The sequence below is a fragment of the Rhodococcus sp. T2V genome, assembly GCF_029269925.1.
In the GTDB taxonomy this organism is placed as follows: domain Bacteria; phylum Actinomycetota; class Actinomycetes; order Mycobacteriales; family Mycobacteriaceae; genus Rhodococcus_F; species Rhodococcus_F koreensis.
Window position 1 is genome coordinate 57,682 of record NZ_JARJBD010000029.1, and the last position, 21,937, is coordinate 79,618.

Genomic DNA, 21,937 nt, shown 5'->3' on the forward strand with positions numbered 1-21,937 from the left:
AGGCCCCGCCCGTTGCCGGGGCGGGGCCTTTCTCGAACTGATGTGTCAGCGGCCGGTGTCGGTTCCGGGGTCGCCTTCGTCGCCGACGGTCAGCGGCTCGTGGCGTTCCTTCTCGAGCACGGTGCTGGCGTGCTTGCCACCGTGGCCCGGTCCGACGTGCGCCTCGGCCTTCATCCGCTCGACCATGTGCGGGTAGTGCAGCTCGAACGCGGGGCGCTCGGAGCGGATGCGCGGCAGCTCGGTGAAGTTGTGCCGCGGCGGCGGGCAGCTGGTGGCCCACTCGAGGGAGTTGCCGTAACCCCACGGGTCGTCGACGGTGACGACCTCGCCGTACCGGTAGCTCTTGAAGACGTTCCAGATGAACGGCAGCGTCGAGGCACCGAGGACGAACGCGAAGATCGTCGAGAACGAGTTGAGGAACGTGAACCCGTCCGAGGGCAGGTAGTCGGCGTAGCGACGGGGCATGCCTTCGTTACCCAGCCAGTGCTGGACGAGGAACGTGCCGTGGAAGCCGATGAACGTGGTCCAGAAGTGCCACTTGCCGAGACGCTCGTCCATCATGCGACCGGTCATCTTCGGGAACCAGAAGTAGATGCCCGCGTAGGTGGCGAACACGACGGTGCCGAAGACCACGTAGTGGAAGTGGGCGACCACGAAGTAGGTGTCCGTGACGTGGAAGTCCAGCGGCGGGCTCGCGAGGATGACGCCCGACAGACCACCGAAGAGGAACGTGATGAGGAAGCCGATCGAGAACAGCATCGGCGACTCGAACGTCAACTGGCCCTTCCACATGGTGCCGATCCAGTTGAAGATCTTCACACCCGTCGGGACGGCGATCAGGAACGTCATGAACGAGAAGTACGGGAGCAGCACGGCGCCGGTGGCGTACATGTGGTGCGCCCACACCGCGATGGAGAGCGCTGCGATCGCCAGGGTCGCGTAGACCAGGCCGCTGTAACCGAACACCGGCTTACGGCTGAAGACCGGGAAGATCTCCGAGACGATGCCGAAGAACGGCAGCGCGATGATGTACACCTCGGGGTGACCGAAGAACCAGAACAGGTGCTGCCACAGCAGCACACCACCCGTGGCCGGGTCGAAGATGTGGCCACCGAGGTGACGGTCGACGAACAGACCCATGAACGCGGCGGTCAGCAGCGGGAACGCCAGCAGAATCAGGATGCTGGTGATGAAGATGTTCCACGTGAAGATCGGCATCCGGAACATCGTCATGCCGGGGGCACGCAGGCAGATGACGGTGGTGATCATGTTGACACCACCGAGGATGGTGCCGAGGCCGGCGACCGCGAGGCCCATGACCCAGAGGTCGGCGCCGACGCCCGGGGAGTGCAGCGCACTCGTCAGGGGCGTGTAGGCGGTCCAGCCGAAGTCGGCGGCACCACCGGGGGTGATGAAGCCCGCGGTCGTGATGATCGCGCCGAACACGTACAGCCAGTAGCTGAACGCGTTGAGTCGCGGGAACGCCACGTCGGGGGCACCGATCTGCAGCGGCAGGATGTAGTTGGCGAACCCGAACACGATCGGCGTCGCGTACAGCAGCAGCATGATCGTGCCGTGCATCGTGAACAGCTGGTTGAACTGCTCGTTCGACAAGAACTGCATACCGGGCACAGCGAGCTCGGCGCGCATCATCAGGGCCATGAGACCACCGATGAGGAAGAACGCGATCGAAGTCGTCAAGTACATGATTCCGAGCACCTTGGGGTCGGTGGTCGTAATCATTTTGAAGATGAACGAGCCCTTGGGTCCCTGCCGCGGCGGGTAAGGCCTGGCTGCAGCTATCGCGGGGACTGGCTGGGGCGCTACGGCAGTCACTGATCCTCCTGAATGCGCGTCCGACCCCGGGCTGCGAGGCGAACGGTCTCTGGCTTGCGCTCATCGAATCGTAGACCGTGCCCTCTGCGGCCTCCGACTGGGTCCTACCCACTGTCGTACTTACCCGGACTCAGAGCAAACCGGGGCGCGGGCGACCTGCGGTTTGTTCCACCGGGGAGAGGCGGGGAGTGCTCACTGTCACGCAGTCCGGCGTGTCGCATGGAGACGGTCGCGGCGGTCCCGCGGAGGCTCCGGCACGCCGGAAGCCGGCTGTTAAGGTTTCGCTCACCTAACTTCAATCAGGAGCTCCATGTGAACGTTCTCTCCCGCCGCCGGGTAGTCGCCGGCGCGGTCGCGCTGGCCGCGGCAGCCACCTTCTCGATCACGTCCTGCTCCAGCAGCGACGACTCCGCCGTCGCCGGCACCACGTCGTCGACCGGGCAGTTCCCCCGCACCGTCGACCACTTCCGCGGCAGCACCAAGATCCCGGCCGCACCGCAGCGCATCGTGGCACTCGACAACAGCTTCACCGACGCCGTCCTCCTCCTCGAGGCACCCCTGGTCGGGTACGTCGACTACCGCGAGCCCGGCCTGCCCGACTACCTCGGCACCACCCGCGACGAGTACGCGGCGGATGCGAAGTCGGTGGGCAAGGTCAGCAACGCGAGCCTCGAGCAGATCGCCGCGCTGCAACCCGACCTGATCATCTCCGCCGAGGTGCGCGACGGAAAGAACTACGAGCAACTGTCGGCGATCGCGCCGACCATCTTCACCGAGACGACCGGGCCCACGTGGAAGGACAACATCCGGCTCGTCGGAAAGGCGCTCGGCAAGGAAGAACTCGCGGAGCAGAAGATCGGTGCCTACGAGGAGCGGGCCGCCTCGGTCGGCGCGGAGATCAACGGCACGGCGTCGAATCCGGTGATCTCGGTCGTCCGGTTCGCGGGCGAGCCGACGGCGCGCCTCTACCGCACCACCTCGTTCAGCGGCATCGTCCTCGCGGACGCCGGGCTGGCACGTCCGCAGAGCCAGGGCCCCGATCCGGCCGACCCGGACAACATCATGCAGGCCGTCAGCCCCGAACTGATCAGCGAGGCGGAGGCCGACGTCATCTTCGTCAGCACCTGGCAGGACCCGGCAGGCAAGAGCGCCGAAGCAGCGAAGCCGTTCCTGGAGAGCCCGCTGTGGCAGACGCTGAAGGGACGCAAGGTCGACGTCGACGACGCCCGCTGGATGACGCCGGTCAGCGTCCAGGGTGCGCACCTGATCCTCGACGACCTGTCGGACGCGTTCGGGGTGGACAAGCACAGCGGCTAACCTGAACGCGCCCGCACACACAGGAAGTCGCCGAATTGTCCCCTCGTAGGTTTTCCGCCCGCCGCGCGTCCACCGGTCTGGTCGCTGCCGTCGCCGCGCTCACGCTGGCCGGCTGCTCGCAACCGTCCGACGACGATCCTGCAGCGTCCATCGTCCGGACCACCACGCAGATCGCCGGAGCCGGCGTCGTCGGCATCGAGCGGGACACCACGACCTCCTGCGCCGAGCCGGCCCCGGTCGACGCCGCACTCGCGGCCGGCTCGACGCACCGGGTGGTCCACACAAAGGGCCAGAGCGACGTCCCGTCCGATCCGCAGAGGATCGTGGTCCTCGACAGCGCCGCGCTGGACGCGGTGTGCGCCCTCGGCCTGTGGGAGAACGTGGTCGGCGCGGCAACCCTCGACGGTGAGTCGCCGCAGCCCGGCTACCTCGGCACCGGCGTCTCCGAGATCCCGAGCGTCGGATCCGTCGACGCCCCGGACCTGAACAGGATCGCGCAGACGGACCCGGACCTGATCCTCGGATCGAGTCCGGCGTCCGACCAGCTGTACGGCGCGCTCTCCCCCATCGCACCCACCGTGTTCGTCGGCTCCGACCCCGTGTACTGGAAAGCGCAGTTCCTCCTCGCCGGCAACGCGCTGGGACGGGCCGACGCGGCGAGCACGGCACTCGAGCAGTACCAGCAGGACGCGAAGCAACTCGGCATCGACATCGATGCCGCACAGACCCAGGCGTCCGTCGTGCGTTTCGACGCCGACAGCATGGAGGTCGAGGGTCCGGCCACGTTCGCGGGCCAGGTCCTCACGGACGCCGGGGTGCGGCGGCCCGCCTATCAGAACCTCGACGGCACCGTCACCGAATCGATCTCCGAAGCCGACATCGACCAGGCCGAGGGCGACCTCATCTACGCCGTCCTGGACGGCAAGGAGGGCACCGCGCACGCGGAGGACGTCATGTCCGGGGAGGCCTGGGAAGACCTCGAGGCCGCCCGCGACAAACGGGTCTTCGCCGTCGAGGGTGACGTGTGGGGCGGAAACGGCGTCGTCGCCGCGCGCGCAATGCTCACCGACCTGCGGAACACGCTGAACGGCTACGTCGGCTAGGAGGCTCGATGCCCGTGCCCGAGTTCGTCACCGCCCTGCGCTGCCACGTCGGAACCGCACCGCTGTGGTTGTCCGGGGTGAGCGTCGTGGTGCGTGACGACGACGGGCGGGTGCTGCTGACCCGGCGCGTCGACAACGGCAAGTGGGCCGTCGTGTCCGGCATCCTCGAACCCGGGGAGGAACCGGGACCGGCCGCGCTCCGGGAGGTCCGCGAGGAAACCGGCGTGGACGCCGAACTGGTCCGGATCACGAGCGTCGACGTCACCGACCCGGTCACCTACCCCAACGGCGACGTCGCGCAATACCTCGACGTGTGCTTCCTCGCCCGGTACGTCGGCGGGGAGGCCGCCGTGTCGGACGACGAGAACCACGACGTGGCCTGGTTCTCCCCCGACTCGATGCCGGACGACCTCACCCCGTCGTCGCGGCTGCGCCTCGACAAGGCAGTGCAGGACGTCCCGGAGGCGTGGTTCCGCCGCTGAACGCAATTCGCCCGATGCCGCACCGGTGCAGCAGAACCGAACCGGTGTGACATCGGGCGACGCGAAAAGTTCGTTCTAGAAATCCCAGTCTTCGTCTTCGGTGTTGACGGCCTTGCCGATGACGTAGGAGCTGCCCGAGCCGGAGAAGAAGTCGTGGTTCTCGTCCGCGTTGGGTGAGAGCGCCGACAGGATCGCCGGGTTGACGTCCGTCTCGTCCTTCGGGAACAGACCCTCGTAGCCGAGGTTCATCAGCGCCTTGTTGGCGTTGTACCGCAGGAACTTCTTGACGTCCTCGGTGAGGCCCACCTCGTCGTACAGGTCCTGGGTGTAGTCGACCTCGTTGTCGTAGAGCTCGAAGAGCAACTCGAACGTGTAGTTCTTGAGGTCGTCGCGCTCGGCCTCGGTGAGCTGCTCGAGACCCTTCTGGTATTTGTAGCCGATGTAGTACCCGTGCACGGCCTCGTCACGGATGATGAGGCGGATGAGGTCGGCGGTGTTGGTGAGCTTCGCCCGCGACGACCAGTACATCGGCAGGTAGAAGCCGGAGTAGAACAGGAAGCTCTCGAGCAGGGTGGACGCCACCTTGCGCTTGAGCGGCTCGTCGCCCTGGTAGTAGTCCATGACGATCTCGGCCTTGCGCTGCAGGTTCGGGTTCTCCTCGGACCAGCGGAAGGCGTCGTCGATGTCGCGGGTGGAGCACAGCGTCGAGAAGATCGAGCTGTAGCTCTTCGCGTGCACCGACTCCATGAATGCGATGTTGGTGTACACCGCCTCTTCGTGCGGGGTGATGGCGTCGGGAATGAGGCTGACGGCGCCCACGGTGCCCTGAATGGTGTCGAGGAGCGTCAGCCCCGTGAACACCCGCATCGTGAGCTGCTTCTCCTGCGCCGTGAGCGTCCCCCACGACGGGATGTCGTTGGACACCGGCACCTTTTCGGGCAGCCAGAAGTTGCCGACGAGACGGTCCCACACCTCGGCGTCCTTCTCGTCCTGGACGCGGTTCCAGTTGATCGCGGATACGCGACTCACCAGCTTGACCATTGATTCCTCACTTCGTTCGGCTGTGAGTACTTGTTAACCGCCGGCGGTTAACAAGTACTCACGGGCGGCGGAGCCGCCTACAGCATGCAGGAGACGCAGTTTTCGACCTCGGTACCCTCCAGAGCCATCTGACGCAGCCGGATGTAGTACAGCGTCTTGATGCCCTTGCGCCACGCGTAGATCTGCGCCTTGTTGATGTCGCGGGTGGTGGCGGTGTCCTTGAAGAACAGCGTCAGCGACAGGCCCTGGTCTACGTGCTGGGTGGCCGCGGCGTAGGTGTCGATGATCTTCTCGTACCCGATCTCGTAGGCATCCTGGTAGTACTCCAGGTTGTCGTTGGTCAGGTAGGGCGCCGGGTAGTAGACGCGGCCGATCTTGCCTTCCTTGCGGATCTCGATCTTCGACGCCACCGGGTGGATGGAGCTGGTGGAGTTGTTGATGTAGGAGATCGATCCGGTCGGCGGCACCGCCTGCAGGTTCTGGTTGTAGATCCCGTGCTGCTGCACGGACGCCTTCAGCTCCCGCCAGTCGTCCTGGGTCGGGATGTGCAGGCCCGCATCGGCGAACAGCTGCCGCACCCGCTCGGTCTCCGGCTCCCACACCCGGTCGGTGTACTTGTCAAAGAACTCTCCGGACGCGTACTTGGACTCCGGGAAGCCCGCGAAGTACGTGCCCCGCTCCTTGGCGATCTCGTTGGACGCCCGGATCGCGTGGAACACCACGGTGTAGAAGTAGATGTTCGTGAAATCGATGCCCTCGTCGGAGCCGTAGTGGATCCGCTCGCGCGCCAGGTATCCGTGCAGGTTCATCTGCCCGAGCCCGATGGCGTGACCCTCGTCGTTCGCCTTCCGGATCGACGGGACTGAGTCGATGGAGGTCTGATCGGCGACGGCGGTCAGCGCGCGGATCGACGTCTCGATGGTGCATGCGAAGTCCGGCGAGTCCATGGTCTTCGCAATGTTCAGCGAACCGAGGTTGCAGGAGATGTCCTTGCCGATGTGGCTGTAGGACAGGTCGTCGTTGAACAGCGACGGCGTGGAGACCTGCAGGATCTCCGAGCACAGGTTCGAGTGGGTGACCTTGCCCGCGATCGGGTTGGCGCGGTTCACCGTGTCCTCGTACATGATGTACGGATAACCGGACTCGAACTGCAGCTCGGCGACGGTCTGGAAGAACTCGCGCGCCTTGATCTTCGACTTGCGGATGCGCTTGTCGTCGACCATCTCGTAGTACTTCTCGGTGACGTTGATGTCCGCGAACGGCTTGCCGTAGATGCGCTCCACGTCGTACGGCGAGAAGAGGTACATGTCCTCGTTCTTCTTCGCCAGCTCGAACGTGATGTCCGGGATGACGACGCCGAGAGACAGCGTCTTGATGCGGATCTTCTCGTCCGCGTTCTCGCGCTTGGTGTCGAGGAAGCGGTAGATGTCCGGGTGGTGCGCGTGCAGGTACACCGCGCCCGCGCCCTGACGCGCGCCCAGCTGATTGGCGTACGAGAAGGAGTCCTCGAGCAGCTTCATGATCGGGATGACCCCGGAGCTCTGGTTCTCGATCTTCTTGATCGGGGCACCGTGCTCACGAACGTTGCTGAGCAGCAACGCAACTCCGCCGCCGCGCTTGGACAGCTGCAGGGCGGAGTTGATCGAACGGCCGATCGACTCCATGTTGTCCTCGATGCGCAGCAGGAAGCAGGACACGGGCTCGCCGCGCTGCTTCTTGCCCGAGTTGAGGAAGGTCGGGGTGGCAGGCTGGAACCGGCCGGCGATGATCTCGTCGACGAGCTTGGTCGCCAGGTCCTCGTCGCCGGCAGCCAGCGTCAGGGCGACCATGCAGACACGGTCCTCGAAACGCTCCAGGTACCGCTTACCGTCGAACGTCTTGAGCGTGTACGAGGTGTAGTACTTGAACGCGCCCAGGAACGTCGGGAAACGGAACTTCTTCGAGTAGGCGTGGTCGATCAGCGTCTTGACGAAGTTGCGGGTGTACTGGTCGAGGACCTCACGCTCGTAGTAGTTCTCCTTGACCAGGTAGTCCAGCTTCTCGTCCTGGTTGTGGAAGAAGACGGTGTTCTGGTTGACGTGCTGGAGGAAGTACTGGTTCGCGGCCTCGCGATCCTTGTCGAACTGGATCTCGCCGTTGGGCCCGTACAGGTTGAGCATCGCGTTGAGTGCGTGGTAATCGAGACCGTTCGTCGAGTCTCCACCGCGCGCGTCGCGCTCTACGCTCCCCGCGTCGATGGTGTCTGTGATGGTCGGCGCCACTTCTCGTGCTCCTCGTCGTCTAAGTGATCCCAGAATTCACCCAGACCGGCCTTTACCCGCTCGACGTCCTCGGCTGTGCCCATGAGTTCGAAGCGGTAGAGGTAGGGAACGTGGCATTTCTGAGAAATGATGTTTCCTGCAAAGCAATAGGATTCACCGAAATTGGTGTTTCCTGCCGCGATCACTGCTCGGATCAGCGACCTGTTGTGTGTGTTGTTGAGAAATCGGATGACCGGCTTCGGGACGTAGCTGGTGTCGCGGCCCATGGCCGTCGTCCCCCCGCCGTAGGTCGGGAGGATCAGCACATAGGGTTCGTGCACCTCGAAGGTGCCCTCGCGGTCGTGAATGGGTATGCGCGTCGCAGGCAGCCCGAGCCGCTGGACGAATCGGTGCGTGTTCTCCGAGGCGCTGGAGAAGTACACCAGCGATGTCATCGGTTTCCACAATCTGGACTAGTACTACCGTTTACTTCCGTCCGGGAATCGGCTCGTTCTCCGCCTCGGGCGGTGCGATCGCCTCGCTTCAAGCAGCGTTTGCCGAGAGGGTCTTGATGCGGTCGGGGCGGAAGCCCGACCAGTGCTCGTCACCGGCCACGATCACGGGCGCCTGCAGGTATCCCAGTGCCATGACGTAGTCCCGGGCTTCGGGGTCTTCGGTGATGTCGACGACGGAGTATTCGATACCCGCCTTGTCGAGGGCCCGGTAGGTGGCATTGCACTGAACGCAAGCGGGCTTGGTGTAGACGGTGATGCTCATGAAGTCCCTCTTTCCACTGCCGAATGGAGCTGACGAAGTGTGTGTTCAGCGCACTGAGACTTCCCCGGATCGAGATGGCGGTGACCCCCGATGGAGATGCTCACCGAGTCGGTTCTCGTTGTGGTCTCTCAGTGCTCAAGACACTACACCTAGTGGCCGACAGAAACACTTAACCCGAGATGTTGTGAGTCACATTGATGAAATTCCCTGGTCGTCATCCCGCGGACCACAAATTTCAGTGCTCGCTCCGGCGTGTCGCACATCACATTTTCGGCGTGACGCGGAACACCCCTCGCATCGCGCTCGCGCACTGGAGGCTTGGGGAGCTTACGTCACCTCCGGGGACACGCCCGCATCGGCGGCGCGGGCTCCGGCACAGCGCCGTCCGGACCCGCCGGCCACGGGCTCCGCCGGACCGTCGCGGCCGCTCCCGGGACCCGGCCCCGCCGCACCCCACCCCTCTCACCCGTCTGCTGCGGCCGGGCGCACCGGGCGTCGCACCCGGCGGGCGCCCCCACGCTTGCCGGCCGGTAACTGCCGGACCCGACGCCGCGTCCCGGTAGCGTGAGCGGATGCCCGAAGAGCCCCTCGTCTGGTCGGCACCCGTAGCGCGCACGAGGCGGGTGACGCCGAACATGCAGAGGATCACCCTCGCGGGCGGCGATCTGAGTCGATTCGAATCCAGCGGGACGCCCGACGAGCGCCTGCTCCTCGCGTTCCCGCCGGACGGCGCGGAGAAGCGCAGTTACACCGTGCGCCGCTGGGACCCGGACGCCCTGGAGATGGACATCGACTTCGCCGTCCACGCGGGCGGGACCGCGGCGCACTGGGCCGCGAGCGCGCGCCTGGGCGAGATGCTCGGGTTCTCCACCGCCTCGGGGTGGTACGCGCCGCCCGCCGAGGCCGAATGGCAGCTTCTCCTCGCCGACATGACGGCACTGCCCGCCGTCGGGCGGATCCTGGAGGAATTACCCGATTCGGCGCGTGTGCACGTGATCGCGGAGGTCACCACACCGGCGGACCGGCAGCAGTTCGCGACCGACGCAGCGCTGACCGTGACGTGGCTGGACGGAAGCGGCAACGGCACCGGGGACAGCCTGCTGGCCGAGGCGGCCCGCGACCGGCCGGTCCCGGATTCGCCGGGATACGTGTGGTTCGCGGGCGAGGCGACGGTGTCGCGGGTGGTGCGACGCTGGTTGCGCCACGACCTGGGCTGGCCCGCGGACCGCTACGACGTCATCGGCTACTGGCGCGACAACAAGGAGGAGTGGGTCGCGCGGTACGAGACGGTGCGCGAACAGATAGAAGCCGCCAGGGACTATGCCCTGGCGGCCGGTGAAGACTTCGACGCGGTGCGGGACGCCGTCGATGCAGCCCTGGATCGGACCGGGCTGTAACGACGGCGTCCCGCGTGCGGATCGTCAGGCGTCGACGAGTTCCTTCGTGGCGTCGACCAGGCTGGCGACGACGCCGGCGACCTGCTGCGCGACCTCGGCGTTCTCGCGCGGGTGCCGGTCACCGAACTTGTCGATGGTGCCGCCGATGGCGAGGGTGACGTCCTCGAGGACCTTGCCGCCTGCGATGCGGACAGCCTTGCGGGTGTCCTCGTGCGCCCACTGCGCGCCGTTGCCGCTGGGCGAGGCGCTGATGACGGCGACGGGCTTGTCCTTGACGGCGCCGGTGCCGTACGGCCGGGAGATCCAGTCGATGGCGTTCTTGAGGACGGCCGGGATGGTGCCGTTGTACTCGGGCGTGAGGAGCAGGAGCGCGTCGGCGCGGCCTGCGGCGTCGCGCAGCGCCTCGACGGCGGGGATGGAACCGGCGACGTCGATGTCCTCGTTGTAGAAGGGGACCTCACCGAGTCCGTCGAACACGATCACCTCGGCACCCTCGGGTGCCACGGCGACCGCGGTCTCGGCGAGCTGACGGTTGACCGAGGCGGCGCGGAGGCTGCCGACGAGAACGAGAACGTTGGTCTGTGACATGTCAATAATCCTTCGATGGTGCGTAGGGCGACTCGTGAACATGTATAGCAACTAAACGGACCGCGGTCCACTTATGTTCCCGTCGCGGTAGGATGCGGAGTGTGACCAGCCCCCTCCTGCCCCAGATCGGGGTCGATCCCCCGGAACGCGGAGACGCCGCACGTAACAGGCGTCTTCTGCTCGATGCGGCCGCGCTCCTAGTCGCCCAGCGTGGTGTCGACGCCGTCACGATGGACGCCGTCGCCTGCAAGGCCGGTGTGGGCAAGGGCACAGTGTTCCGCCGGTTCGGCAGCCGGTCGGGACTCATGCACGCTCTCCTCGACCACACCGAACGAGAACTCCAGCAGTCCTTCATGTTCGGTCCGCCGCCCCTCGGGCCCGGCGCCGACCCGATCGACCGGCTGATCGCCTTCGGGCACGCCCGCATCGCGATCGTCGAAGTGCAGGGCGAGGTCCAGCGCGCGGCCGAGAACTCTCTCGAGTTCCGTTTCGCCGCCCCCGCGCGGGCGGTGTCCGTGCGCCATGTGGTCTCCCTCCTCCGCGCGGCCGGCGTGCAGGGCGATCACGAATTGCTCGCGTGCTCGCTGCTCGCCCCCCTGGAGGCCACACTCGTCCTGCACGAACTGCGCGACCTCGGGATGTCCGTCGAACGGCTCGGCGACGCCTGGGAGGACCTGATCCGGCGCGTCACCCGATGTTGATCCCGGATCCGGGCATTTTGTCTAACCTCGGGGAATGCGCACCACCGCCGCCGTTCTCGGCCTCCTGACGTTCGCCTCGCTCACCGCCTGCGGCGGGGACGCGCAGCCCGAGGCCTCGGACCCGGTGGGCCGCACGTTCGTCTCCACCTCCGTCGAGGGCGACCCCATTCCCGGCGGTGGGCCGCTCGTGCTCGGGTTCACCGACCCCGGGCGACTGTCCGTCGACGCCGGATGCAATCAGGGCAGCGCCGACGTCGACCTGTCCGACGGGAAGATCGTGACGGGACCGCTCGCCATGACGCTGATGGCGTGCCCCGGCGAGGCGGCAGGCGCCGACGCCTGGGTGGCGGCCCTGCTGGACGCGAAACCGAACTGGACCCTCGACGGCGACACGCTCACCCTCACCACGCCCACCGCTTCGGTGACGCTCACGGATGAGAAGGTCGCCCGGCCGGACCGGCCCGTCGTCGGGACCACGTGGACGGTGACCGCGCTGATCAGCCCGGACGCGGTCACCACGACAGCGGCGCTGGAACGGACCGCACCGCAGTTGCTGATCGCAGCCGACGGTTCGGCGTCCGGTTTCACCGGCTGCAACCGGATGACCGGGACCGCGGACGTGCAGCAGAGTTCGATCACGTTCGGGTCGTGGGCCACCACCCGGATGGCGTGTCCGCCGGACGAGACCGAGGTGGAGCGCGCCGTCCTCACGGCTCTGACCGGGGAGACGGGATACAGCGTCCATTCGGATTCGATGCGCGTGGTCAACGCGGACGGCACCGGGCTGGAACTACGGGCGAGCTAGAGAGCGGTCAGCCAGCGCCCGAGTTCGCGGGCGCTCGCATCGATCCGGGCCGGCCAGTCCAGTGCCGAGTCGTCCGCCGTGTCGCTGACGTGCTTGACGAGCCGGCACCGGGCACCGGCGCGGGCGCTGGCATACGCGACGGCGAAACCCTCCATGTCGACGAGGTCGGCTCTGCGGGCGAGTTCGTCGCGCACGCCGGCGTCGGACACGAACAGATCTCCGGTCGCGAGCACGGAACCGTCGCCGTCGGGCAGGGCCAGAAGATCGGCCACGTCGTGCCCGAGCGCCCGGATGGCGTCGCCGCTGATGTCGTGGTTCAGGACGGTCGACGGCGTGAACAGCCCGCTGTGATGCTCGTGGAGCGCCCCCGCGGTGCCGATGTTGACGACGAGCGGCCGGTCGGTTCGCGGGTAGTCGGCGAGCGCGGACGCCACGGCCACGGCGGCGCTCACCTTGCCGATCCCGGTGATCAGGACCTCGAACTCGGACGGGACGTGCACCGCCTCCGCCTTGGTCGCGCTGACCACCAGAATGTCCGATCGACTCATACGCGGAACCGTACCCTGCGCCCGTCAGGGGCACTCGCTAGAGTTCTGGCATGGCGAATCTACGTGCGCAGATCCTCGAGGAACTCGGTGCCCGGCCCACCATCGACGCGGCCGGCGAGATCCGCAAACGTGTTCAGTTCCTGAAGGACTACCTGCTGTCGACCCCGGCCAAGGGTTTCGTCCTGGGTATCAGCGGCGGTCAGGACAGCACCCTCACCGGACGCCTCGCCCAGCTCGCGGCGAGCGAACTGCGCGAGGAGGGCCACGACGCCGAGTTCGTGGCCGTGCGGCTGCCCTACGGCACCCAGGCCGACGAGTCCGACGCGCAGATCTCCCTCGACTTCATCAAGCCCGACCGGTCGGTGGTCGTCAACGTGAAGCCCGGCGCGGACGCGACCGCGAAGGAGTCGTCCGAGGCGCTGCGCGACATCATCGGCGACGGCGGCGAACTCCGCGACTTCGTCCGCGGCAACATCAAGGCCCGCGAGCGCATGGTGATCCAGTATTCGATCGCCGGTCAGCTCGGGTATCTCGTCGTCGGCACCGACCATGCCGCCGAGGCGATCACCGGTTTCTTCACCAAGTTCGGCGACGGCGGCGTGGACGTCACTCCCCTGACGGGGTTGTCCAAGCGTCAGGGTGCCGCGCTGCTCCGCGAACTCGGCGCACCCGAGAGCACGTGGAAGAAGGTTCCCACCGCCGACCTCGAGGACGACCGTCCCGCCCTTCCCGACGAGGAGGCGCTGGGCCTGACGTACGCGCAGATCGACGACTACCTCGAAGGCAAGGACGTCCCCGACGCCGTGGCCGAGAAGCTTGAGGCGATGTTCCGCAGCACCCGGCACAAGCGCACCGTCCCGGTGACCCCGCTCGACACGTGGTGGCGGTGACCCGGTGGTCCAGGCGCTGGTCGTGGGCGGTACCGGCACGGCGGGCCGGCAGGTGGTCAAGGAGTTCCTCGCCCGCGGTCACTCCGTCCGGGTCCTGACCCGGCACGGCGGGGCGCCCGGTAGCGAGATCGCGCATTTCCACGGCGATCTCGTCACCGGCGACGGCCTCGACGAGGCGCTCGACGGTGTCGACGTCGTGGTGGACACCACCGACGGCAAGACCAAGGGCACCCGGGCGGTGCTGGAGAAGGGCGCCGAGAACCTGCTCGCCACCGCGGACGGCGCGGGCGTCGGACGCGCCGTCCTCCTCTCCATCGTCAACGTCGACCAGGCCGAATTCGCCTACTACCAGGCGAAGCGCACCCAGGAGCGGGTCTACGAGAGTGCCGCGATGGAGACGGCGATCGTGCGGGCGACCCAGTTCCACGACTTCATTCCCATGATCGCGAAGCCGGCGAGCCGGGCGGGGCTGATCCCGGCGTTCTCGAAGACGAGCTTTCAGACCATCGACACGAGGGACGTGGCGACCGCCCTGGTCGACGCAGCCCTGGCCACCGACGCGCCGAAGGGGACGACCACCATCGGTGGCCCGGAGGTGCGCACCGCCCGCGACCTGACGACGGCGTGGAAGAAGGCCACCGGGACGCACGGGTTCGTCGTGAACGTGCCGCTTCCCGGCGCACTGGGGCAGTTCCTGCGGAACGGATCGAACCTGGTGCCCGACAACCGGTTCGGAACGATCACCTTCGACCGGTGGCTGGCCGAGTCCATCCACTGAACGGCCCGGCGGACAGCGGACTAGCCGCCGGCGAACGGCGGCAGCACGTCCACCTGGGCTCCGGCGGTGCGCGTCAGATCGCGGGTCAACTCGGAGTCCACCAGGAAGGCGGAGACCGAGAGCACCTGCTGCATGTCGGGACCGTACTTGGCGAGGAGAAGGTCCTTCACCTGGCCGAGATCCGCGGTGGCCGGGAGGTCGAGGGTCTCCTTCGTGCAGCCCGCCGCGTCGGCGGCGGCCGCGAAATACCGAACCGAAATGCCTGTCACGTCAACCACCGATTGCTCCCATGCTGCGTTGCGGCGGGGCGAAGCCCGCCGCGTTGATCCCGTGGCCTGCCCACTTGTTCCACATCGCGCCGCGCCACAACTGCGCCAGGTCCTCGTCGCCCGCACCCGACCGCAGCGCCGACCGCAGGTCGACCTCCTGGTCGCTGAACAGGCACGAACGTACCGTTCCCTCGGCGGTGAGGCGGGTGCGGTCGCAGTCGGAGCAGAACGACCGGGTCACGGAAGCGATGATTCCGACCGTGCCGGGTCCGCCGTCGACGAGCCACTCCTCGGCGGGCGCCGACGGGTCTTCCCTCCCGTGTTCGGTGAGCGTGAACCGCTCGCCGAGGACGGCCAGCAACCGGTCGGCGGTGACCATGTTGTCGCGTGCCCACTCGTGATCGGCGTCGAGCGGCATCTCCTCGATGAACCGCAGCGTGACGCCCTCGCTCAGGCACCATTCCAGGAGATCGGCCGCTCCGCTGAGCGTTTCGGGCATCAGCACCGCATTGATCTTCATCGGCGCCAGTCCGGCTCGGGCGGCGGCGCGGATACCGGCCATCACCGACGGGAGACGGTCACGTCTGGTCAGTCTCGCGAAGTGCTCACGATCGACCGAATCGAGGGAGACGTTGACCCGTGTCAGCCCGGCCCGGGCGAGCCCGGCCGCGCGGTGCTCGAGACCGACCGCGTTGGTGGTCATCGCGAGCGGAATCCCCGGCACCCGCTCGGCGCATCCGGCGATCATCCGCTCGAGATCCACCCGCATCAGTGGTTCGCCCCCGGTGAACCGGACCTCCCGCACACCGAGCCGGTGGACGGCGATGTCGACGAGCCTGACGATCTCGTCCGCGGTGAGGAGATTCTGCGCCGGAATGGCGGGCAGGCCCTCCTCGGGCATGCAGTACGTGCAGCGCAGCGAACACTTTTCGGTGATCGACACCCGCAGATCCCGCGCGACGCGGCCGAACCGGTCGACCAGCTGATCGACGTCCGGTCTGCCGTCGAGCGAGACCGACGACCGGACGGTCGGGATCCCCATCTCCACCGTCGTCATCGAGTTGCCTTTCGCTGCATCTGTCCAGTATGCCGCGCGGGGGTGAGCGTTGTCCGATGCGGTGTGCATCACTCCGCTGGGAGGTGCCTAGGATTGGTGATCATGGCCGGAGGAATATCGTGACCGCACGCTCTGTCGAGCAGCACGCCCAGCACGTCGCCGAACTCCTCGCGCCGCTGCACGGGCGCCCGGCCGAGGAGATCCCGCTGGGCGAGGCACTCGGGCGCGCACTCGCCGCCGACGTGCACTCCCCCGTCGACCTGCCGTTGTTCCGAAATTCGCAGATGGACGGATACGCCGTCGACGCCGCCTCCGTCGCGTCCATCCCGGCGGTGCTGCCGGTGCGGGGCGTGATCGCCGCGGGACCGGCAGGCACCACCGTCCACACACCCGGGACCGCCTACCGGATCATGACCGGTGCTCCGATCCCCGAAGGCGCCGACGCGATCGTCCCGGTCGAGGACACCGAGGCCGCGGACGGACAGGTCCGCATCGAGCGCTCGCGCACCGCCGGTGAGTTCGTGCGCGAGCGCGGCAGCGACGTCCGGGAGGGCATGCTCCTGCTGTCCGCGGGCAGTGTCCTCGCCGCCCGGCACATCGCCGTCCTCGCCGCCGTCGGCTTGCAGCGCGTCCCCGTGCGCCCGCGCCCGCGCATCGCCGTGATCACCACGGGAGCCGAACTGGTGGACGCCGGAACGACGCTGCACCCCGGAGAGATCTACGACTCCAACGGAATCGCCCTCGCGTCGAGCGCCAGGGCCAACGGCGCCGAGGTCGTGTCGATCGCGCGCAGCGGCGACGACCCGGCCGAATTCCGGAACCTGCTCGCGGAGGCGACCACCACCGCCGACCTCGTCCTCACGTCCGGCGGGGTGTCGATGGGCGACTTCGAGGTGGTCAAGGAGACGCTCTCACCGCTCGGCGCGCACTTCGGGCACGTCGCGATGCAACCGGGCGGCCCGCAGGGCACCGCCGTCGTCGACGGCACGCCCGTCCTCAACTTTCCGGGAAACCCGGTCAGCACCCTCGTCTCCTTCGAGGTGTTCGCACGTCCCGAGATCCGGCGCGCCGCCGGGCTCCCGCCGACGGAACCCGAGGAACTGCCGCTCACCGCGGCCGTCACCTCCATTCCCGGCAAGCGGCAGTTCCTCCGGGGGCGCCGCACCGACGCCGGCGTCGAACTCGTGTCCGGCCCCGGCTCCCATCTCGTCGCCGCGATGGCGTGGGCGGACGTCCTCCTCGACGTTCCCGCCGACGTCACCGCGCTCGACGCCGGCCAACTCGTGAAGGTGATCCCCCTATGACCGACCTGACGCACCTCGACAGCGAGGGCCGCGCCCGCATGGTCGACGTGAGCGCAAAAGCGGACACGACCCGAACCGCGGTGGCCGCCGGGCAATTGGTGACCACCCCCGCGGTGATCGAACTGGTCCGGGCCGACGATCTGCCCAAGGCCGATGTCCTCGCGACGGCCCGGATCGCCGGGATCTCCGGGGCGAAGAAGACGTCCGAGCTGATTCCGCTCTGCCATCAACTCGCGCTGTCGTCGGTGAAGCTGGAGTTCGGGTTCACCGACACCGCGATCACCATCGAGGCCACCGCGAAGACGAAGGGCCCGACCGGCGTCGAGATGGAGGCCCTCACAGCCGTGGCGGTGGCCGGATTGACGTTGCACGACATGGTGAAAGCCGTCGACCCCGCCGCGACACTGGACGGTGTCCGGCTGCTCACCAAGGACGGCGGCAAACGCGGGCACTGGACGCGCGAGCAGCAGAGCACCGGAACGGCCACGGTGACAGCACGATCCGCGGCCGTACTGGTCGCCTCGACCGGTGGGGTGCAGGGCACGCGGGAAGACACGACCGGCCCGGTGATCGCCGCGTGGCTCGAGGAACGTGGCTTCACCACCCGGGGTCCGCTCGTCTACGCGGACGCGGACATCGCGGCCGGACTCGCCGACGCCCTGTCCGGAAGCCCGGCACTGATCATCAGCACCGGCGGCACCGGGGTCTCCCCCACGGACGCGACCCCGGAGGCCACCCGCGCGGTGCTCGACCGCGAACTGCCCGGCGTGGCCGACGCCATTCGGAACCGCGGCACGGAGGTGACCCCGCACGCCTCGCTGAGCCGCGGACTCGCCGGTGTGGCGAACGGCACAGTCGTGGTGAATCTCCCCGGCTCGCCGGGCGGGGTCAAGGACGGATTGTCCGTCCTCGACCCCATCGTCGATCATCTTCTCGCTCAGGTCGCAGGTGGAGGTGCGCACGATGCCTGACATTCTCGCCCAGATCTCGGATCAGCCGCTCGATCCCGCCGTCGTCGACGCCGCCGTGGCCGGGCCCGAACACGGCGCCGTCGTCGTGTTCACCGGTGTCGTCCGCAATCACGATGGCGGACAATCGGTCTCGGCACTCGAATACCAGTCACACCCGGACGCCGAACGCTTCCTCCGCACCGTCTGCGAGGAGGTCGCGGCCTCGTCCGGACTTCCCGTGGCGGCCATCCACCGGGTCGGATCTCTCACCGTCGGCGACCTCGCGGTGGTCGCCGCGGTCGCCGCTCCCCACCGCGGCGAGGCGTTCACCACGTGCGCCGAACTGGTGGAGCGCATCAAGCACGAGGTACCCATCTGGAAGCGGCAGAAATTCGCCGACGGGGCGTCCGAATGGGTCGGTCTGTGACTCCTCGGTCAGACCGGCCGGCCGTCACCAGGTAGACTCGCCATCACTAGATGACCACGACGGTCATCCAGCGTCGTAGAACGCATTCAGTTCGGTCACCCGAATCCTGTTGGATGTGCACCACCGCATCCGCTCTTCTTACGGCGAAGAAGCTTGCCGACCGGCAACGCCGCCAACCTGTGCTCGAGCTCCGACGGAGACCTTCCGAATCGGCCCTCCGGGCACAACCCTGTGCTCGAAAGGCCTGACCACTTGTCTGACACGAATACCCCCGACACGACGTTCGCCGCGCTCGGTGTCCGCGAACCGCTGGTGAAAGCACTCGCCGACAAGGGGATCACCTCCCCGTTCCCCATCCAGGTCGACACCCTCCCCGACACGCTGTCGGGACGGGACGTGCTCGGCCGCGGCAAGACGGGCAGCGGCAAGACGCTGGCATTCTCCATTCCGATGGTGTCCCGCCTCGCGGGTGAACTGTCCGGCGGAAAGCGCCGCCCGGGTCGCCCGGTGGGCCTGATCCTCGCCCCCACCCGCGAGCTCGCCACGCAGATCACCGCGACCCTCGAGCCCCTCGCCGCCGCGTACGACCTGCGTGTCACCACGATCTTCGGTGGCGTCTCCCAGAACCGTCAGGTGAACGCCCTCCAGGCGGGCGTCGACATCGTCGTCGCGTGCCCCGGACGGCTCGAAGACCTGATGAAGCAGAGGTTCGTGAGCCTCGACGCCGTCGAGATCACGGTGCTCGACGAGGCCGATCACATGGCCGACCTCGGCTTCCTGCCCGTCGTCACCCGCATCCTCACCGCGACCCCCCAGCAGGGGCAGCGGCTGCTGTTCTCCGCCACCCTGGACAACGGCGTCGACAAGCTCGTGAAGCGATTCCTGAAGAACGAGGTGCTGCACTCGGTGGACGAGGCGAACTCGCCCGTCGCGGCCATGACGCACCACGTGTTCGACGTGGACGGCGTCGAGGCCAAGCGCAAGCTGGTCGAGCGGCTGGCATCCGGCACCGGACGCCGCATCCTGTTCATGCGCACCAAGCACCAGGCTCGCAAGCTGGCCCGTCAGCTCACCGAGGCGGGAATCCCCTCGGTCGACCTGCACGGCAACCTGTCGCAGGCGGCCCGCGACCGCAACCTCGCCTCGTTCTCCGCCGGTGAGGCCCGCGTGCTGGTGGCCACCGACGTCGCGGCGCGCGGCGTGCACGTCGACGACGTCCAGTTGGTCGTCCACGTCGATCCGCCCGCCGAGCACAAGGCCTACCTGCATCGTTCCGGCCGCACCGCACGCGCGGGCAGCGCAGGCGACGTCGTCACGGTCGTGCTGCCCGAGCAGCGCAAGGACCTGGCCGTCCTCATGCGCAAGGCCGCGATCAAGGTGACCCCGGTCCGCAGCACCGCGGACTCCGCACACGTGCTCGACCTGGTCGGCGACATCGCACCGCACGTCGCGCCGGCCCCGAAGGCGGCACCGGCGTCGAACGGCGGCGGACGCAATCAGAGGCCGGGCGGCGGCCAGGGCGGACGCGGCGGTCAGGGCGGCCGCGCACACGGTCAGGGCGTCGGCGCACGTCGCTCCCGCTCGGGTGGAGCCGGACGTCCCCGCGCAGCCTCCTCCACGGGCGGCGGAACCCGCACGGCGTCCGCCGGCGGTTCACGCCGCCGTCAGGGCTAGAACTTCTCGAGGTGGACGGCGTCGGCCAATGGCCGGCGCCCCCGCCACCCGAAGCGCTCGAGGTCCGGCACCTGCTGGAACTCGGCGACCTTCCCCACGCACAGCCACGCGATGGGACGCACCGGCTCGGGGATGCCCAGCAGTTCGGTGAGATAGGGCTCGTCGTAGAACGACACCCAGCCGACGCCCACGTTCTCGGCGGCCGCGGCGAGCCACAGATTCTGGATCGCGAGCACCGCGGAGAACAGGCCCGTGTCGTCGACCGTGTGCCTGCCGAGGATGTGTTCGCCGCCGCGGCTCCGGTCGTACGTCACGACCACCCCCATGCCGCTCTCGCAGATCCCTTCGATCTTGATGGGGTCGAACGTCTTCTTGCGATCTTCGGGCAGCGACTCCGCGAACCGCCTGCGGGCGCCGGCCACATGGTCGGCGAACGTGGTCAGCGTGCCGGTGTCGCGTACGACGACGAAATCCCACGGCTGGGTGTTGCCCACGCTGGGCGCGCAGTGCGCGGCGCCCAGGATTCGGTCGAGAACCTCCTCCGCGATCGGCTCCCCGGTGAACTCGGCCCGCACGTCGCGGCGGCGGCGGATCGCGTCGTACACCGACAGCGCCGGCTCGGGATTCGTATCGGGACTACACGCAGACTCGGTCACGCGGTCACGGTATAGCGGTGCACACCCAGCATCGCGCCGGGGTCCGCATCTTCGCCCTCCGCCACGACGCAGCCCGCGAGCCGGGTCCGCACGTGCTCGCCCTCGATGTCCGCACCGATGAGCACCAGCTGGGTCGCCCGCTCTTCGCCGGGCTCCCAGCGCGTCGAGGTGAATCTGATGTGCGGGCCGACGGTCTGCACCTCGAACTTCCGCGACTGCCCGGGCACCGCGAAATGCACGAACCCCTTGATCCGGTAGATCCCGACCGGACGCTTCTCGAGGAACTCGACGAGCCGCCGCGGATCGATCGGCTCGTCCGAGGCGAAATCGACTGCCTCGTACGACGAATGCAGGTGGTTGTGGTCATCGCAGTGGTCGTGCTGATCCAGCAGGAGCTGGTCGAGGGTGAGCTGCTCCCCCGGCGCCGGTTCACGCCCGGGTTCCCGGTCGAACAGCAGGGTGGGCTCGATCCGGCCGTGCGCAGTGGTGAGCACGGGCGCGCGGTCGTTGTAGCCGCGGACCATCGCTTGCACGGCGGCGCGCCGGTCGTCGTCGATGCGGTCCGTCTTGTTGAGGATCACGAGGTCGGCGAGCGTGACGTGCTTGCCGAGGTCCGGGTGCTGCTCGGACATGTCCTCGAACTGCTCGCCGTCGACCATCACGACGAGACCGCCGTACATCACGTGCGGGTTGGTGCTTCCGAGGACGAGACGAATCATGTTGCGCGGCTCGGCAAGCCCGCTCGCCTCGACGATGATCACATCGATCTGCGACGCGGGATGCGCGAGGCGGTCCAGCATCTCGTCCATGTCGCTGACGTCCACGGCGCAGCACATGCAGCCGTTGCTCAGCGACACCATGGAGTCGACCTGGCCGGCCACCATCATCGAATCGATGTTCACGGCGCCGAAGTCGTTGACGATGACGCCGACCCGGACGCCACGGTTGTTGCGCAGCACATGGTTGAGCAGGGTGGTTTTTCCCGAACCGAGGAATCCGGCGACGATGACGACGGGTATCCGCTTCTTCGCCAACGTTGCGACCTCCGTGGGACCTCGACGAGCTACCGGGCGCCCATCCTAACGCCCGGCACCCGG

23 protein-coding genes are annotated in these 21,937 nt (G+C 67.7%); 12 read left to right on the forward strand and 11 right to left on the reverse strand.

Going from position 1 to position 21,937, the window contains the following annotated elements:
- Positions 1–45: 45 nt before the first annotated feature.
- A complete protein-coding gene (gene ctaD, locus P3H15_RS23955; RefSeq protein ID WP_005240299.1) occupies positions 46–1,836 on the reverse strand; it encodes a cytochrome c oxidase subunit I in 1,791 nt (596 codons plus the stop codon).
- A 312-nt stretch (positions 1,837–2,148) separates the two neighbouring features.
- On the opposite strand from ctaD, the gene P3H15_RS23960 reads away from it, so the two are divergent.
- The 3 genes from P3H15_RS23960 to P3H15_RS23970 are packed head-to-tail and all read left to right on the forward strand — an operon-like array spanning position 2,149 to position 4,738.
- Positions 2,149–3,153, forward strand: coding sequence for an ABC transporter substrate-binding protein (locus tag P3H15_RS23960; protein WP_276139501.1), 1,005 nt, complete (start codon positions 2,149–2,151; stop codon positions 3,151–3,153).
- A gap of 35 nt (positions 3,154–3,188) precedes the next feature.
- The gene (locus P3H15_RS23965; RefSeq protein ID WP_276139502.1) at positions 3,189–4,256 is read left to right on the forward strand and encodes an iron-siderophore ABC transporter substrate-binding protein; all 1,068 of its coding nucleotides are present in this window, start codon (positions 3,189–3,191) and stop codon (positions 4,254–4,256) included.
- Positions 4,257–4,264: 8 nt separating this feature from the next.
- On the forward strand, positions 4,265–4,738 hold the full coding sequence (locus P3H15_RS23970; protein ID WP_276139503.1) for an NUDIX domain-containing protein: 474 nt from the start codon (positions 4,265–4,267) through the stop codon (positions 4,736–4,738).
- Between the two features lie 75 nt (positions 4,739–4,813).
- On the opposite strand, the gene nrdF is transcribed toward P3H15_RS23970, so the two are convergent.
- The 4 genes from nrdF to P3H15_RS23990 all read right to left on the reverse strand — a co-directional run bounded on the left by nrdF (position 4,814) and on the right by P3H15_RS23990 (position 8,796).
- A complete protein-coding gene (gene nrdF, locus P3H15_RS23975) occupies positions 4,814–5,779 on the reverse strand; it encodes a class 1b ribonucleoside-diphosphate reductase subunit beta (protein ID WP_015890191.1) in 966 nt (321 codons plus the stop codon).
- Positions 5,780–5,856: 77 nt separating this feature from the next.
- Complete coding sequence (gene nrdE / locus P3H15_RS23980) at positions 5,857–7,938, reverse strand: class 1b ribonucleoside-diphosphate reductase subunit alpha (RefSeq protein ID WP_276139545.1); 2,082 nt, start codon at positions 7,936–7,938, stop codon at positions 5,857–5,859.
- A 59-nt stretch (positions 7,939–7,997) separates the two neighbouring features.
- Positions 7,998–8,474 (reverse strand): class Ib ribonucleoside-diphosphate reductase assembly flavoprotein NrdI, encoded by a 477-nt coding sequence (gene nrdI, locus P3H15_RS23985; RefSeq protein WP_087556616.1) that lies wholly within the window; start codon positions 8,472–8,474, stop codon positions 7,998–8,000.
- Positions 8,475–8,562: 88 nt separating this feature from the next.
- On the reverse strand, positions 8,563–8,796 hold the full coding sequence (locus P3H15_RS23990) for a redoxin NrdH (protein ID WP_005240286.1): 234 nt from the start codon (positions 8,794–8,796) through the stop codon (positions 8,563–8,565).
- Positions 8,797–9,368: 572 nt separating this feature from the next.
- Between P3H15_RS23990 and P3H15_RS23995 the strand changes: the two genes are divergently transcribed.
- Positions 9,369–10,193, forward strand: a complete 825-nt coding sequence (locus tag P3H15_RS23995; RefSeq protein WP_276139504.1) for a siderophore-interacting protein — start codon at positions 9,369–9,371, stop codon at positions 10,191–10,193.
- Between the two features lie 24 nt (positions 10,194–10,217).
- Here the strand turns inward: P3H15_RS23995 and P3H15_RS24000 are convergent, their stop codons facing one another.
- A complete protein-coding gene (locus tag P3H15_RS24000; RefSeq protein WP_072937710.1) occupies positions 10,218–10,781 on the reverse strand; it encodes an NAD(P)H-dependent oxidoreductase in 564 nt (187 codons plus the stop codon).
- A gap of 101 nt (positions 10,782–10,882) precedes the next feature.
- On the opposite strand from P3H15_RS24000, the gene P3H15_RS24005 reads away from it, so the two are divergent.
- Entirely contained in the window at positions 10,883–11,482 is a 600-nt protein-coding gene (locus P3H15_RS24005; protein WP_095860810.1) for a TetR/AcrR family transcriptional regulator, read from the forward strand.
- A gap of 34 nt (positions 11,483–11,516) precedes the next feature.
- Positions 11,517–12,287 carry an META domain-containing protein gene (locus P3H15_RS24010; RefSeq protein ID WP_276139505.1) on the forward strand — a complete coding sequence of 257 codons (771 nt, stop codon included), beginning with the start codon at positions 11,517–11,519 and terminating at the stop codon, positions 12,285–12,287.
- Here the strand turns inward: P3H15_RS24010 and P3H15_RS24015 are convergent.
- A complete protein-coding gene (locus P3H15_RS24015) occupies positions 12,284–12,835 on the reverse strand; it encodes a nucleosidase (protein WP_276139506.1) in 552 nt (183 codons plus the stop codon). The genes P3H15_RS24010 and P3H15_RS24015 overlap by 4 nt on opposite strands.
- A gap of 50 nt (positions 12,836–12,885) precedes the next feature.
- Between P3H15_RS24015 and nadE the strand changes: the two genes are divergently transcribed.
- Both nadE and P3H15_RS24025 read left to right on the forward strand, forming a co-directional pair.
- Entirely contained in the window at positions 12,886–13,725 is an 840-nt protein-coding gene (nadE, locus tag P3H15_RS24020) for an ammonia-dependent NAD(+) synthetase (RefSeq protein ID WP_276139507.1), read from the forward strand.
- Between the two features lie 4 nt (positions 13,726–13,729).
- Positions 13,730–14,503, forward strand: a complete 774-nt coding sequence (locus P3H15_RS24025; protein WP_276139508.1) for an SDR family oxidoreductase — start codon at positions 13,730–13,732, stop codon at positions 14,501–14,503.
- Positions 14,504–14,523: 20 nt separating this feature from the next.
- Here P3H15_RS24025 and P3H15_RS24030 read toward each other — a convergent pair whose 3' ends face one another.
- Both P3H15_RS24030 and moaA read right to left on the reverse strand, forming a co-directional pair.
- The gene (locus P3H15_RS24030; protein ID WP_015890181.1) at positions 14,524–14,781 is read right to left on the reverse strand and encodes a MoaD/ThiS family protein; all 258 of its coding nucleotides are present in this window, start codon (positions 14,779–14,781) and stop codon (positions 14,524–14,526) included.
- A complete protein-coding gene (gene moaA / locus P3H15_RS24035; protein ID WP_276139509.1) occupies positions 14,774–15,829 on the reverse strand; it encodes a GTP 3',8-cyclase MoaA in 1,056 nt (351 codons plus the stop codon). The genes P3H15_RS24030 and moaA overlap by 8 nt, the downstream gene beginning before the upstream one ends.
- Before the next feature lie 119 nt (positions 15,830–15,948).
- On the opposite strand from moaA, the gene glp reads away from it, so the two are divergent.
- The 4 genes from glp (at position 15,949) to P3H15_RS24055 (ending at position 20,184) form a co-directional block, all read left to right on the forward strand.
- Positions 15,949–17,133, forward strand: a complete 1,185-nt coding sequence (gene glp / locus P3H15_RS24040) for a gephyrin-like molybdotransferase Glp (protein WP_276139510.1) — start codon at positions 15,949–15,951, stop codon at positions 17,131–17,133.
- Complete coding sequence (gene moaCB, locus P3H15_RS24045) at positions 17,130–18,104, forward strand: bifunctional molybdenum cofactor biosynthesis protein MoaC/MoaB (protein ID WP_276139511.1); 975 nt, start codon at positions 17,130–17,132, stop codon at positions 18,102–18,104. Before glp ends, moaCB begins: the two co-directional genes overlap by 4 nt.
- Positions 18,097–18,510, forward strand: a complete 414-nt coding sequence (locus P3H15_RS24050; protein ID WP_276139512.1) for a molybdenum cofactor biosynthesis protein MoaE — start codon at positions 18,097–18,099, stop codon at positions 18,508–18,510. Before moaCB ends, P3H15_RS24050 begins: the two co-directional genes overlap by 8 nt.
- Before the next feature lie 252 nt (positions 18,511–18,762).
- Positions 18,763–20,184, forward strand: coding sequence for a DEAD/DEAH box helicase (locus P3H15_RS24055; RefSeq protein ID WP_276139513.1), 1,422 nt, complete (start codon positions 18,763–18,765; stop codon positions 20,182–20,184).
- Here P3H15_RS24055 and bluB read toward each other — a convergent pair.
- A complete protein-coding gene (bluB, locus tag P3H15_RS24060; RefSeq protein WP_276139514.1) occupies positions 20,181–20,840 on the reverse strand; it encodes a 5,6-dimethylbenzimidazole synthase in 660 nt (219 codons plus the stop codon). The genes P3H15_RS24055 and bluB overlap by 4 nt on opposite strands.
- The gene (locus P3H15_RS24065) at positions 20,837–21,874 is read right to left on the reverse strand and encodes a GTP-binding protein (RefSeq protein ID WP_276139515.1); all 1,038 of its coding nucleotides are present in this window, start codon (positions 21,872–21,874) and stop codon (positions 20,837–20,839) included. Before P3H15_RS24065 ends, bluB begins: the two co-directional genes overlap by 4 nt.
- Positions 21,875–21,937: the final 63 nt, after the last annotated feature.

Coding starts and splice junctions, on each gene's coding strand:
- P3H15_RS24000 (WP_072937710.1), bottom strand. CDS start 10,781: ATGTCACAGACCAACGTTCTCGTTCTCGTCGGCAGCCTCCGCGCCGCC.
- P3H15_RS23995 (WP_276139504.1), top strand. CDS start 9,369: ATGCCCGAAGAGCCCCTCGTCTGGTCGGCACCCGTAGCGCGCACGAGG.
- P3H15_RS24050 (WP_276139512.1), top strand. CDS start 18,097: ATGCCTGACATTCTCGCCCAGATCTCGGATCAGCCGCTCGATCCCGCC.
- moaA (WP_276139509.1), bottom strand. CDS start 15,829: ATGACGACGGTGGAGATGGGGATCCCGACCGTCCGGTCGTCGGTCTCG.
- nadE (WP_276139507.1), top strand. CDS start 12,886: ATGGCGAATCTACGTGCGCAGATCCTCGAGGAACTCGGTGCCCGGCCC.
- moaCB (WP_276139511.1), top strand. CDS start 17,130: ATGACCGACCTGACGCACCTCGACAGCGAGGGCCGCGCCCGCATGGTC.
- nrdF (WP_015890191.1), bottom strand. CDS start 5,779: ATGGTCAAGCTGGTGAGTCGCGTATCCGCGATCAACTGGAACCGCGTC.
- P3H15_RS24010 (WP_276139505.1), top strand. CDS start 11,517: ATGCGCACCACCGCCGCCGTTCTCGGCCTCCTGACGTTCGCCTCGCTC.
- nrdI (WP_087556616.1), bottom strand. CDS start 8,474: ATGACATCGCTGGTGTACTTCTCCAGCGCCTCGGAGAACACGCACCGA.
- P3H15_RS23990 (WP_005240286.1), bottom strand. CDS start 8,796: ATGAGCATCACCGTCTACACCAAGCCCGCTTGCGTTCAGTGCAATGCC.
- nrdE (WP_276139545.1), bottom strand. CDS start 7,938: ATGCTCAACCTGTACGGGCCCAACGGCGAGATCCAGTTCGACAAGGAT.
- P3H15_RS23970 (WP_276139503.1), top strand. CDS start 4,265: ATGCCCGTGCCCGAGTTCGTCACCGCCCTGCGCTGCCACGTCGGAACC.
- P3H15_RS24015 (WP_276139506.1), bottom strand. CDS start 12,835: ATGAGTCGATCGGACATTCTGGTGGTCAGCGCGACCAAGGCGGAGGCG.